Source organism: Neptuniibacter pectenicola (assembly GCF_001597735.1).
GTDB lineage: Bacteria > Pseudomonadota > Gammaproteobacteria > Pseudomonadales > Balneatricaceae > Neptuniibacter > Neptuniibacter pectenicola.
In genome coordinates this window covers 121,114-133,679 of the sequence record NZ_LUTS01000005.1, presented here as the reverse complement: position 1 = coordinate 133,679, position 12,566 = coordinate 121,114, and the positions used below count along the sequence as shown (strand labels likewise).

At 47.9% G+C, this 12,566-nt stretch carries 12 protein-coding genes; 3 read left to right on the top strand and 9 right to left on the bottom strand.

Annotated features, from left to right (window positions below; translation table 11 throughout):
- Nucleotides 1–5 precede the first annotated feature (5 nt).
- From A3773_RS08435 to A3773_RS08425, 3 genes are all read right to left on the bottom strand, one after another.
- Nucleotides 6–518 (bottom strand): DUF501 domain-containing protein, encoded by a 513-nt coding sequence (locus tag A3773_RS08435; protein WP_067984980.1) that lies wholly within the window; start codon nt 516–518, stop codon nt 6–8.
- A 70-nt stretch (nt 519–588) separates the two neighbouring features.
- Nucleotides 589–2,667 carry an ATP-dependent DNA helicase RecG gene (gene recG / locus A3773_RS08430; protein ID WP_067984978.1) on the bottom strand — a complete coding sequence of 693 codons (2,079 nt, stop codon included), beginning with the start codon at nt 2,665–2,667 and terminating at the stop codon, nt 589–591.
- Complete coding sequence (locus tag A3773_RS08425) at nt 2,664–3,569, bottom strand: hydrogen peroxide-inducible genes activator (protein ID WP_067984976.1); 906 nt, start codon at nt 3,567–3,569, stop codon at nt 2,664–2,666. Before A3773_RS08425 ends, recG begins: the two co-directional genes overlap by 4 nt.
- A 47-nt stretch (nt 3,570–3,616) precedes the next feature.
- Here A3773_RS08425 and A3773_RS08420 point away from each other — a divergent pair, with 47 nt between their 5' ends.
- Nucleotides 3,617–4,477, top strand: coding sequence for an SDR family oxidoreductase (locus A3773_RS08420; RefSeq protein WP_075109515.1), 861 nt, complete (start codon nt 3,617–3,619; stop codon nt 4,475–4,477).
- A 70-nt stretch (nt 4,478–4,547) separates the two neighbouring features.
- On the opposite strand, the gene ppk1 is transcribed toward A3773_RS08420, so the two are convergent.
- A complete protein-coding gene (gene ppk1, locus A3773_RS08415) occupies nt 4,548–6,752 on the bottom strand; it encodes a polyphosphate kinase 1 (protein ID WP_231902172.1) in 2,205 nt (734 codons plus the stop codon).
- 52 nt (nt 6,753–6,804) lie between these two features.
- Nucleotides 6,805–7,815 (bottom strand): porphobilinogen synthase, encoded by a 1,011-nt coding sequence (hemB, locus tag A3773_RS08410; RefSeq protein ID WP_067984973.1) that lies wholly within the window; start codon nt 7,813–7,815, stop codon nt 6,805–6,807.
- Between the two features lie 197 nt (nt 7,816–8,012).
- On the opposite strand from hemB, the gene elbB reads away from it, so the two are divergent.
- A complete protein-coding gene (elbB, locus tag A3773_RS08405) occupies nt 8,013–8,666 on the top strand; it encodes an isoprenoid biosynthesis glyoxalase ElbB (RefSeq protein ID WP_067984971.1) in 654 nt (217 codons plus the stop codon).
- Between the two features lie 59 nt (nt 8,667–8,725).
- On the opposite strand, the gene A3773_RS08400 is transcribed toward elbB, so the two are convergent.
- The 4 genes from A3773_RS08400 to hisB form a co-directional block, all read right to left on the bottom strand.
- A complete protein-coding gene (locus tag A3773_RS08400; RefSeq protein ID WP_067984969.1) occupies nt 8,726–9,208 on the bottom strand; it encodes a Rap1a/Tai family immunity protein in 483 nt (160 codons plus the stop codon).
- A gap of 258 nt (nt 9,209–9,466) precedes the next feature.
- Entirely contained in the window at nt 9,467–10,240 is a 774-nt protein-coding gene (gene hisF, locus A3773_RS08395) for an imidazole glycerol phosphate synthase subunit HisF (RefSeq protein WP_067984967.1), read from the bottom strand.
- Nucleotides 10,240–10,884, bottom strand: coding sequence for an imidazole glycerol phosphate synthase subunit HisH (gene hisH, locus A3773_RS08390; protein WP_067984965.1), 645 nt, complete (start codon nt 10,882–10,884; stop codon nt 10,240–10,242). Before hisH ends, hisF begins: the two co-directional genes overlap by 1 nt.
- A 3-nt stretch (nt 10,885–10,887) precedes the next feature.
- Nucleotides 10,888–11,481 carry an imidazoleglycerol-phosphate dehydratase HisB gene (gene hisB, locus A3773_RS08385; RefSeq protein WP_067984963.1) on the bottom strand — a complete coding sequence of 198 codons (594 nt, stop codon included), beginning with the start codon at nt 11,479–11,481 and terminating at the stop codon, nt 10,888–10,890.
- A gap of 144 nt (nt 11,482–11,625) precedes the next feature.
- On the opposite strand from hisB, the gene A3773_RS08380 reads away from it, so the two are divergent.
- On the top strand, nt 11,626–12,531 hold the full coding sequence (locus tag A3773_RS08380; RefSeq protein ID WP_067984961.1) for a sensor domain-containing diguanylate cyclase: 906 nt from the start codon (nt 11,626–11,628) through the stop codon (nt 12,529–12,531).
- Nucleotides 12,532–12,566: the final 35 nt, after the last annotated feature.

Genomic DNA, 12,566 nt, shown 5'->3' with positions numbered 1-12,566 from the left:
GCCGTTCAAGCCTTAGCGTTCATTGAAGCAAGATCAAAACGCTCATCCAAAATACGCCCTATAGCGGAGCCTGCGGCTAGATGATAAGCGTACTGCATATGTAGGCAACGAATTTTATCCCATTGAGAGATACCACCAATACCGTACTGGCTATAAAGATGGGTGTAGCCTAACGCCTCTATCCGCTCTTTTTGAGCCTCTGTCACTGTGGACCAACGCAGGTCAACATAGCGTTGCTGGTCAGCCAGATGCTCGGCAAGCAGCGCTTCATCCAAGGCTAATTCTTGCTCTAGTTCCTTTACCGCCCCCGAGGTTTCGATCTCAGCTATCGCTTGATAAATATCTTTACTGGAGAGCCAAAACAACGTGGGGAACGGCTTATCATTAACTAGCGCCTCCATCTGTAACACCAGCGGAATACCTTGCTCATTCTGAACGGCAATGCCGGCTAAACCACGGGGTTCACGCCCTAGTTGATGTGAAATGATATCTAATTGCTGCGCTGTCGGTTTAATCAAAACAGATCTCTACTATGAATAAATTTTAAAACGATGGGTCGTCACATCTATCTCAATAAGGGAGTGGCCGTTATACATTGCCATAATCCTCACCCCGACCCAGCCAACGCTGTACTAAGGACTCAGCACAGTCTGGCCACTCATGCATCTGCGACGCTAAGGCTTTGACCCGCACTAACAGGTCAGAATCACGCTGTAGATCAGCCATCTTAAACTGCATAACACCCGTCTGCCTTGTGCCTAATACTTCACCGGGGCCACGTAGTTCAAGGTCTTTTTCTGCTATACGAAAGCCATCCGTAGTTTCGCGCATTACACTCAACCGCTCACGCCCTTGTTTCGACAGGGGCGCATGGTACATCAGCACACAATGACTCTCTACTGAACCACGACCAACACGCCCGCGCAGTTGGTGAAGCTGGGCTAAACCTAGCCGTTCTGGGTTTTCAATAATCATCACACTGGCATTAGGCACATCGACACCGACCTCGATCACCGTAGTTGCCACCAGCAAGTCCAGCGCAGCCGATTTAAATTGCGCCATGATGTCAGCCTTTTCCGCGGGCTTCATACGGCCATGGACTAACCCAACCTTTAATTCGGGTAAAGTTTCTTTCAACGTCTCAGCGGTAACTTCTGCCGCTTGGCACTGCAACGCTTCGGACTCTTCAATCAGGGTACACACCCAATACACCTGACGCTTATCCTGACACGCATTACGTACGCGCTGAATCACCTCGTCACGGCGACTATCAGCGATGACCACCGTATTAACCGGCGTACGTCCGGGGGGTAGCTCATCAATAATAGAGCAGTCTAAGTCGGCATAGGCACTCATCGTTAACGTACGCGGAATCGGCGTAGCGGTCATAATTAACTGATGGGGCGCCAGCTCGCCATTACGGCCTTTCTCCCGTAAAGAGAGGCGCTGATGAACACCAAAACGATGCTGCTCATCAATCACCACTAATCCAAGATCGGAAAAAACAACCTCCTCCTGAAACAGTGCATGGGTGCCCACAACGACACGCGCGTCCCCACTACGTATCAACGCAAGCTGCTCTTTACGCGCTTTACCTTTTAATTTACCGGCTAACCACGCCACTTTAACCCCTAAAGGCTCAAGCCACTGACTAAAATTAATAAAGTGCTGCTCGGCCAATATTTCCGTCGGTGCCATAACGGCTGCTTGCATGCCGCTTTCTACCGTCTGAACCGCCGCTAGCGCGGCGACAACCGTTTTGCCTGAACCTACATCGCCTTGCACCAACCTAAGCATAGGAAAGGCTTGAGCAAGGTCTGCGGCGACCTCTTCACTCACGCGCGCTTGAGCACCGGTCAGAGGAAACGGAAGTTGGGCCAAGAAACGCGCTTTCAATTCGCCGTTGCCTGAAAGTTCAGGCGCACCTTTCTCACGGGCTTTCTGACGTAGTTTAAGGAGTGAAAGGTGATGAGCAAGCAGCTCCTCAAACGCTAAGCGCCGCTGTGCAGGATGTAAGCCATCCAACAATAAGTGCTGGTCAGCATCAACCGGAGGACGGTGCAGGTAAGCCACCGCATTATCTAAACCGGGGAACTTCCACCCTTGCCTTAATGCGGGCGGCACCAGCTCTTGCAGAGCGCCTTTATCGAGGTACCGGAGCGCCTGCTCCGTTAACGCACGTAAGCGGCCCTGATGCAGACCTTCAGTGGTAGGGTAAACGGGCGTCAGGTACGCCTCCACCGGCACAAGATCATCACTCTCTACCCGCTTATATTCGGGGTGAACGATCTCTAAACCATTGGCCCCCGTGCGGGCCTCACCAAAACAGCGTAATCGCGCCCCCACTTTTAAGGTGTTTTTTTGGGCTGCGGAAAAATGAAAAAATCTCAGCGTAATCATGCCGGTGCCATCTTGCAGCCTACACAGTAAACTGCGGCGGCGACCTTTACTTACATCCGCCAGTTTAACCTCACCCTCCACAACACATTCATCGCCCGGCCTAAGTGAGCCCATAGGGACGATACGTGTACGGTCTTGATAGCGTAACGGCAGATGGAAAAGAAGGTCTTGTAGCGTACGAATACCTAAGTTGTGGAGCTTTGCCTCTAGCGCGGCCCCCACACCTTTAAGCTCGCTAACCGGAATATCGGCTAGGGATTCTGTCATCGTTTACTCGCCGGATTAAAGCAACTGATCGCCTCAACCAATATATCAATCGCTTGAGGACGAGGATAACTCGCACGCCAAGCAACACCCACCGTACGCTGGGGAACAGGGGTTTTAAAAGGTCGAGTAACAACCAGGTCTGATGCGGCCGGCCCATAAACAGCGGATTGCGGCAGTACCGAGCAGCCCAGTCCAGATCCCACCATCATCCGTATGGTTTCGAGGGAACTGCCTTCAGTGATGGTATGTTGATCATGCATCGCCTGAGATAACGTAGGGCACGACTCCAAAACCTGATCCCGAAAACAGTGGCCTTCACCCAGCAGTAGCAAAGGTGTTTGCGGTAGATCCTCACTGTTGATCTCTTTCAGTTGTGCCCAAGGGTGGCCTTTAGGCATCAACATCTCAAAATTTTCATCGTAAAGAGGACGGGTCAATATGTCCGGCTCATTAAACGGCAGGGCAACAATAATGGCATCCAACTCACCGTTGCGAATTTTTAACCGTAAATTCTCTGTAAAGTTCTCTTCAATATACAGCGGCATATCGGGCGCCAGCTTTTGAACTTCAGAGACAAGGTGAGGAAAAAGGTACGGCCCGATGGTATAGATAGCACCAACCCGTAATGGACTTTTAAGTTGGTCTTTACCCTCAAGGGCGAGGTCTTTAATGGTGTCGGCCTGCTCAAGCACACGCTGTGCCTGCTGAACCACTTTCTCCCCAACGGGGGTGACACGAACTGAATTTTTACTCCGCTCAAATAGCGGTACACCCAACTCTTCCTCTAATTTTTTGACCGCAATAGAGAGGGTTGGCTGACTGACAAAGCATTTCTCTGCAGCGTGGCCGAAATGCTGTTCGCGTGCCAACGTAACAATGTATCGCAGTTCTGTTAGAGTCATTCAGCGTTATCCTTTGCTATGATGCCATGAGATTAATGGGAGGCCTTATGCCGCTGAATACACAACAACACACTATTTTAATCGCAGGTTGTGGCGATGTAGGTTCAACCTTAGGTCAGCGACTCGCTAGTCAAGGGCATAAAGTCATTGGCCTAAGACGTAATATAAACCAGCTTCCACAAGGCATCCAAGGAATAAGCGTAGATCTCACTCAAATTGATGATCTACAAGCCAAGTTACAAGGAATTCACTGCGATATTGTCGTCTATGCCGCCGCTTCACCCAACTTTAGCCCTGAAGGTTATCAACAAACCTACGTGGATGGGTTAAACAATCTGCTGCGGAGCCTGAGCACCCCACCTAAACACCTGTTATTCGTCTCCAGTTCAGGGGTCTATCATCAAGATGATGATAGCCTCGTGAATGAAAACAGCCCCTGCTTACCCCGCTCATTTAGCGGAAAGATCATGTGTGATGCCGAAAAAACAGCACTCGCGGCTCCCTACCCCACAACCGTTGTACGCTTTACCGGCATCTACGGTCCAGGGCGCAACCATCTACTCAAACGGGTTAAACGAGGTGATGTGGCACCGGCTACCCCTCGCCAATTCACTAACCGCATTCATCGTGACGACTGCGCCGGTGTACTGGCTCACTTAATAACAAAAGCCTTAGGTGGAGAGAAACTTGAAACGATCTATCTGGCCACCGACAACACACCGGCCACGATGTATGATGTGACTCACTGGATGGCGCAACAGCTCGGGATTAAGGTCCTTTCCGAATCAGCAACACGGCGCGCAGGCAGCAAACGCTGTAGCAACCAGCGCATAAAGGAGAGTGGTTATGTTTTTCAATACCCTAGCTATAAAGAGGGTTATGCCACGTTGTTAAAAACAGACCCTTAACCGATTTTTACTAGGCATAAAAAAAACCAACACTTAGGTTGGTTTTTTTATGCCTGATTTGCGCCGCTATCTAGCGTGCAAACTCTTCGAGTAAGGTCTGCTGTGCGGAGAAAACCTCTTCCCCTTCAGCAGGCTTATTCTGTAGATAACTACCATCTGCCTGTAGCTCCCAGCTTTGACAGTTATCTTTCATATAATAATCCAGCTCACGCTTTAGACGTTCCGCATGTTTGCCAAATACTTGGAAGCCGGTCTCCACGCGGTTCAGCATGTTACGCTCCATCCAGTCCGCACTGGCACAGAACACCTCAGGTTTACCGTTATTACCAAAGTAATAAACCCGCGTATGTTCTAGGAAGCGACCGATGATCGAACGCACATTAATATTATCCGATAAGCCTTCAATTCCGGGACGCAGGCGACACATACCACGAATAATCAGATCAACCTTAACGCCCGCCGCTGAGGCTTCATACAACGCCCTAATCAGTTTAGGCTCAGTTAACCCATTCACTTTCACCATGATATGCCCTTTTTTACCGGACTTGGCTAAGCGGGTTTCATTACGAATCAGCTCTAGCATCTTCGCATGCAGGGTAAAGGGTGCGTTATACAGTTTTTTGAGCTTCTGTATTTTGCCCATACCCGTAAGCTGCTGAAACACTTTATGGACATCTTCGCCCACTTCTTGATCCGCGGTGAGGTAACTATAATCTGTATACAAACGGGCGGTGCCTGAGTGGTAGTTACCTGTCCCTAAATGGGAGTAACGCACCAACTTTTGCCCCTCTTCGCGAATGATCAACATCGCTTTCGCGTGACACTTATAGCCAACAACACCATACACAACAAGGCAGCCCGCCTCTTGCAGTCGTGCGGCTAAATGCAGGTTGCTCTCTTCGTCAAAGCGCGCCCTCAGCTCAATCACTACGGTCACTTCTTTCCCTGACCGAGCGGCTTCGACCAGTGCGTTCACAATGTCGGATTTAACACCGGTACGGTAGAGCGTTTGCTTGATCGCGACTACATCGGGGTCTTTTGCCGCTTGGCGTAAAAGATCGACCACCGGTGTAAACGACTGGAAGGGGTGCATTAACAGCTGATCACCCGATCGTAGGGCATCAAAAACATTATCGCCTTTAAGCTTGCCCGGCACCCCTGGTGAGAACGGTTTCCAACGCAGGTCATTACGCTCCACAAGATCACGAACCGCCATTAAACGTGTCAGGTTAACAGGGCCATTCACACGGTAAGTTTGTGACTCGTCCAGTTTGTACTCTTTCTGCAGAAACTCGATTAACGCTTCAGGTGTACGCTGATCCGCTTCAAGACGAACCGCATCACCGTATTTACGTGAGTGCAGCTCACCACGTAACGTATTAGCAAGGTCTTCCACCTCCTCCATGTCGAATGTCATATCCGCATTACGCGTAATACGGAACTGGTAACAGCCTTCCACCTTCATACCGGGGAAAAGCTCATCGGCAAACTCATGGATAATTGATGAGAGAAAGATCAGGTTATCACCACCATCACATAATTCATCCGGTAGACGAATTAAGCGCGGCAGTGAACGGGGGGCCGGTATAATCGCCATACCCGTTTCACGTCCAAACGCATCTTTACCGTCGAGTTCAACAATAAAATTAAGACTTTTATTCACTAAGCGTGGAAAAGGGTGTGATGGATCAAGCCCAACAGGGCTAATAACAGGAACAACTTTTTCTTGGAAATAATTTTCAACCCACGCGGTCTGCTCTTCCGTCCACAGATGACGTCGAATAAAGTGGATATTCTCCTTCTCCATCTCCAGAAAGATCATATCGTTTAAGATTTTATACTGTCGATCAACAATCAGGTGACAGATCTCACTGATACGATCCAGCACGGTTTTCGGGTGCATTGCATCGGGGCCAACCGCCTCTCGACCATATTTAAGCTGAGTCATCTGCTCAGCTACACGAATCTCAAAGAACTCATCTAAGTTGCTAGAGAAGATCAATAAGAACATCAACCGTTCAAGCAGAGGATGTTGCTCTTCCAACGCTTGTTCAAGGACACGAATATTAAATTGAAGATGGCTGAGTTCGCGGTTGATATAAAGCTCAGGCGCTTTTAAATCGACTGGCGTTTGTTCAACTTCCTGCTCAGTAATGGCAACATTTTCACGGCTCTCCAGCAAGGCTGCCGCCGCTTCGCTTTGTTCAAATGCCGCGATGGCTTCATTCTGTGCAAGCACCGCCGCCGCTTCATTTTGTTCAACTGTATCAACCATACTTACTCAGCCTATGTCCTTGATCGCTTCACCCTACAAAATAGTAAGGTGATTATTCATTTAATAGCTGTGCCACACGTTTAGCAAAATATGTCAGCACACCATCAGCCCCTGCACGCTTAAACGCCACAAGAGACTCCAACATCACACTACGCTCATCCAACCAACCGTTTTGGAAGGCCGCCATATGCATAGCGTATTCACCACTTACCTGATAAGCGTAAGTTGGTGCTTTTAACTCTTCTTTTACACGGCGCACAATATCAAGATAAGGCATGCCCGGTTTAACCATCACCATATCGGCACCCTCAGCTAAATCGAGTGCCACTTCATGCAACGCTTCATCACTATTGGCAGGGTCCATTTGGTAACTAAACTTGTTGCCTTTACCTATGTTACCCGCTGAACCTACCGCATCACGGAAGGGGCCATAATAAGCACTCGCGTATTTGGCAGAATAGGCCATGATGAGCGTATTAACAAAGCCACCGCTCTCAAGCTCATCACGAATAGCACCGATACGACCATCCATCATATCGCTTGGCGCAATCACGTCTGCACCCGCTTCAGCATGGGAGACGGCTTGTTGAATTAAGGTATCAACCGTGCGGTCATTAAGCACATAGCCTGTTTCATCAATAATGCCGTCCTGTCCATGGGTGGTAAAAGGATCAAGCGCGACGTCCGTCATAATCCCCATATCAGGGCAGGCATCTTTAATGGCTTTAACCGCACGCTGGGCAAGGCCATCTGGGTTATACGCTTCTTCGGCAAATTCAGTTTTGACATCTAAAGGCGTCACCGGAAATAACGCCATGGCCGGTACACCTAAAGACTCAAGCGCTTTCGCTTCTTTCACTAACAGGTCGATACTCATCCGCTCAACACCCGGCATCGAAGCGACCTTCTCCGTTTCGTTCTGCCCTTCGATAACAAAAACAGGGTAGATAAGATCGTCAGGGGTCAGAACATTTTCACGCATAAGGCGGCGTGAGAAATCACTCGCACGCATACGACGCATACGGGTTTCTGGAAAAAAACGTTGGCTGTTATTAAAGGACACGGTAACTCCCTTCTGAATAGATAGGTGAATTGGACATAAAAAAGATGACAAACATATGACAACACGACTTAAAACTGAGTTTACGCCTATTTTTCGGTCATTTTTTATCATAATAGTAATAAAATAGATCTTATCGTAATCTTTACCCAAAAAGGTATGACCAAACGCATATGATGCAACGTTAAGGGGCTAATCCAATGAAAAAAGTCGCCGTAATTTTATCCGGCAGTGGTGTTTATGATGGTTCTGAGATCTATGAGTCTGTTCTCACACTGCTACAACTGACAGAACAGGGTGCAGAGTATCAATGCATGGCGCCCAATATCGACCAACTTCATGTTATCAATCACCTAACCGGTGAGGTCGCCGAAGGGGAGACCCGTAATGTCTTAGTTGAAGCCGCCCGTGTAGCCCGAGGCGATATAATTGACCTCGCCACAGCCAACCCTGATGATTATGATGCGTTAATTATCCCCGGCGGTTTTGGCGCCGCTAAAAACTTATCTGATTTCGCGATCAATGGTTCAAATTGCCACGTCAACAGTGGGGTAGTCACCTTCACCCAAGCGATCCACCAAGCGGGTAAGCCTGTCGGTTTAATCTGTATCGCCCCGGCCATGAGCCCTCTGTTATTTGGCAGTTCCGTTAAATTTACCCTTGGGAACGATAAAGAGACAGCCGATACCGCTGAAGCGATGGGCGGAACCCATATCAACTGTCCGGTCGACGACATTGTGGTGGATGAGCAGTTAAAGGTAGTCACAACACCTGCCTATATGCTGGCAGGTTCGATTGCCGAAGCGGCGTCAGGTATTAAGAAATTGGTCACCCGCGTCCTAGATATGGCCTAACACGCGCGCTATAAAGAGCCCCTTCCCTACACACGAGTTAGGGAAGGGCAATATCACCTCTATTTAGAGGTTTTCGGACAAGGAAACTCAGCTTTAAGGCCGTTATAAATGGATTTTTTTAGTGCGGTTGCATCATCATCCCGATCGGAAAGATAAGGGGCTAACTGCTCAATAACATCGGCTCTCGCTTTTGCGCTTGGCACACAAAAATGCAGGTAACTGTCGTCCGATCCCCGATCACCTAAACGCGTCCGTAACGCTCGCTCCATAAAGCCGCTTTTTTCTGCTTGCTTGAGCTCGTTAGCGTTCTCTTTATCGGTCAGCAATGCGCCATCTAAAAATCCACTGATGTAGGTCGCACACGCAAGCGCCTCAGCGGAGGCGTGATCTTTATGTAACAGGTGGCAAGAGTTTAGTAGCTCATCTTCATGCATTTGTAGTAACGCCGCAGACGCTGAGAAGGAGGTAATACTGATAGCGATCGCTAAACAAAATTTAACTTTAACGCGACTAAAGAGACGTTTATTGTTTTTAGTGTTCATGTCGGACACCTCGATAAAAATAACATGTCATACCACTTTAGCCTCTATCCACAAGTATCATCAATAAAACAATCGTATATTATGGAAAAAGAATTGATTTAGTTCAGTTGTTACCTAAATCATGGCGGTCTAGCCCTCCCGCCTTCAGCAAAATCGGGGCAAAACGGCCCCTCCTCCAGATCATTGAATAACCAAAATCCAGGCAATAAAAAAGCCCCTTACGGAGCTTTAAAATGTAATCACTGTTAACTGCAGCGTTTAAAGGCGCACCTCTATACCGTGCTCACGCATATGCGCTTTTGCTTGCGGAATTGAGTATTCATTAAAATGAAATATCGACGCAGCTAACACGGCGTCGGCTTTACCTTCAATACAGCCTTCAACCAGATGGTCTAAGTTGCCTACACCACCGGAAGCAATAATAGGCACATTCACCGCTTCACTGATCGCGCGGGTGACTTCAAGGTCGTACCCATTTTTAACGCCATCTTGATCCATCGAGGTCAGTAAAATTTCGCCCGCGCCTAAAGCTACCATTTTTTGTGCCCATTCAATGGCATCAATACCGGTAGACTTACGCCCCCCGTGGGTAAAAATCTCCCAACGGTTTTCTTCGCCCGCCTTAGATACTTTTTTAGCATCAATCGCGACAACGATGCACTGGGAACCAAAACGATCAGCGGCTTCCTTAACGAACTCAGGATTAAACACCGCAGCGGAATTAATTGAGACCTTGTCAGCCCCCGCATTCAGCATTGTGCGGATATCATCACAGGTACGAATACCACCACCCACGGTCAACGGGATAAACACTTGTGATGCCATACGTTCTACCGTATGCACCATCGTGTCACGCCCTTCATGGGTTGCAGTGATATCAAGAAAGGTGATCTCGTCAGCCCCCTGCTCATCATAGCGTTTAGCCACTTCAACAGGATCGCCCGCATCACGGATATCGACAAACTGGACACCTTTAACAACGCGGCCATTTTCTACGTCTAAGCAGGGAATAATGCGTTTTGCTAATGCCATTAGATTTTACCGTCCCAGTTAAGGAAGTTCTTCAACAGTTGCAAGCCCGCTTTTGAGCTCTTTTCTGGATGAAATTGCACCGCAAACGCATTATCTCTCGCTAATGCCACATCAAACGCTTTGCCGTAATGACAACGGCCGGCAACAAGATCACGATTCTTCGCTTCAACATAATAGCTGTGGACAAAATAGAAGCGACTACCATCAGGGATATCAGCCCATAATGGGTGATCACCGAGTTGAGTGACTTCATTCCAACCCATGTGCGGGACTTTTAAACGTTCGCCGTTTTCTTTCAGGTCATCGCCAAAATATTTCACATGACCGTCAAAATGCGACAAGCATTCGACACCACCATTCTCTTCAGAATGCTGCATCAACGCCTGCATACCGACACAAATACCTAAAAACGGTTTACCCGATTCAATCGCGTCTGTGACCTCTTTATCAACCCCAAGACGCAACATCTCAGCAACGCAATCTCGAATAGCACCGACACCCGGCAAAATAACGCGATCTGCACTGGCCACCAACGCAGGATCAGCTGTTACTCGAACCTCAACACCCGGCTCAACAAACTCCAATGCTTTGGCAACCGAATGCAAATTACCCATTCCGTAGTCGATTACAGCAACGCTCGACATAGTTTATAAACACCCTTTTGTAGATGGCATCACATTGGCAGCACGGGCATCAATTTCTAATGCATAACGTAGCGCTCGACCAAACGCTTTAAAAATGGTTTCGGCCTGATGGTGCGCATTAAAACCTTTAAGGTTATCCACATGCAGCGTAACACCCGCATGATTTACAAAGCCTTGGAAAAACTCCCAAAATAGCTGCGTATCAAAACGGCCAATATTTCCACGTGTAAACTCGACATTCATCTCTAAGCCCGGGCGGCCAGAAAAGTCGATAACAACACGTGACAACGCCTCATCCAGCGGGCAATAAGCATGGCCGTAACGCATGATACCTTTACGGTCGCCCACGGCTTCTTTAAAGGCTTGGCCCAATGTAATACCGATATCTTCTACAGTATGGTGATCATCAATATGGTTATCACCTTTTGCATCAATATCTAAATCGATCAGGCCATGACGGGAGATCTGCTCCATCATATGCTCTAAAAAAGGCACGCCAGTTTCTGCCTTAAATTGGCCTGTACCATCGATGTTTACGGACACAGTGATTTGCGTCTCTAAAGTATTTCGGCTTACCTTGGCTGTACGTTCCGCCATGGTTGTCTCCCGCTAGTATTATCAGAGCGGCAATTATACAACCATCCTAAGCTCCATGCACCGTGCATCGCGATTCGTTTCAAGCAAAATAAACATAGATGGGCTATCTTGAAGGTATATATGCAAGCTAGGCAAACAATCCCAATGGATAAGACGAAGCTACATCAGTTATTAAAAGATAATCATCAAGGGCTGCTCTTAGTGATCGACGCCCTGCCTTTTCCTATTTATTACAAGGATATCGAGTATAAATATCTAGGTTGCAACGAAGCTTATGCAGAATACGTGGGGCGCGACCAAGAGGATATTATTGGAAAAACAGCCTATCAGTTGTTTGAACATGAGGTTGCAGAGATTTTTACGGCCTTAGATCGAAAGCTTCTCCAAGAACCTGGCATTCAAATTTATGAGACACCCGCCCACGGTCCCAATCAAGATGCCCGCTATATCAAACTGCACAAAGCCACATTCCGTGATGAACAAGGCGCGGTTGCCGGTTTGATTGGTGCGATCATTGATATTACTGAGCAGAAAAACCTAGAACAAAAACTTCAACACTTAGCCTCCTACGATGATTTAACCGGTATATATAATCGTAGGGAGGGCACTAAACAGTTAATAAACCTGTGCACAGAAGCTATACGAAAAAAACGCCCATTGTCTCTTGTCATAGTAGACCTAGATAACTTCAAGAGCATTAATGACACTTACGGTCACGGTTCAGGCGATGTCGTTTTAAAAATGGCTGCGCAAACGCTCGAAAAAAAATCACGCGCCTGCGATATTATCTGCCGTTATGGCGGTGAAGAATTTTTAATCATACTTCCAGAAACGACAACCTCTGGCGCTGTTGTTATCGCCGAACGCTATCGATTGCTACTGGAGCAATTAAACGTCCAAATCACCAGCAGTGATAGCTTAACCATTACGGCGAGCATGGGTATCGGTGAATTGGATTTAAACTTCCCCGACCAGGAACTCATGCTAAAGCAAGCCGATAAAGCCCTCTATAAAGCGAAGAAAAAGGGTAAAAACCAAATCTGTTACTAACATTTATTCATCCCCTCTTAAGCGTAAAACATTGA

Excerpts from the sequence above, each read along its gene's own strand:
- recG (WP_067984978.1), bottom strand. The coding sequence starts at position 2,667 with ATGACAGAATCCCTAGCCGATATTCCGGTTAGCGAGCTTAAAGGTGTG.
- A3773_RS08425 (WP_067984976.1), bottom strand. The coding sequence starts at position 3,569 with ATGACTCTAACAGAACTGCGATACATTGTTACGTTGGCACGCGAACAG.
- A3773_RS08420 (WP_075109515.1), top strand. The coding sequence starts at position 3,617 with ATGCCGCTGAATACACAACAACACACTATTTTAATCGCAGGTTGTGGC.
- ppk1 (WP_231902172.1), bottom strand. The coding sequence starts at position 6,752 with ATGGTTGATACAGTTGAACAAAATGAAGCGGCGGCGGTGCTTGCACAG.
- elbB (WP_067984971.1), top strand. The coding sequence starts at position 8,013 with ATGAAAAAAGTCGCCGTAATTTTATCCGGCAGTGGTGTTTATGATGGT.
- A3773_RS08400 (WP_067984969.1), bottom strand. The coding sequence starts at position 9,208 with ATGAACACTAAAAACAATAAACGTCTCTTTAGTCGCGTTAAAGTTAAA.
- hisF (WP_067984967.1), bottom strand. The coding sequence starts at position 10,240 with ATGGCATTAGCAAAACGCATTATTCCCTGCTTAGACGTAGAAAATGGC.
- hisH (WP_067984965.1), bottom strand. The coding sequence starts at position 10,884 with ATGTCGAGCGTTGCTGTAATCGACTACGGAATGGGTAATTTGCATTCG.
- hisB (WP_067984963.1), bottom strand. The coding sequence starts at position 11,481 with ATGGCGGAACGTACAGCCAAGGTAAGCCGAAATACTTTAGAGACGCAA.
- A3773_RS08380 (WP_067984961.1), top strand. The coding sequence starts at position 11,626 with ATGGATAAGACGAAGCTACATCAGTTATTAAAAGATAATCATCAAGGG.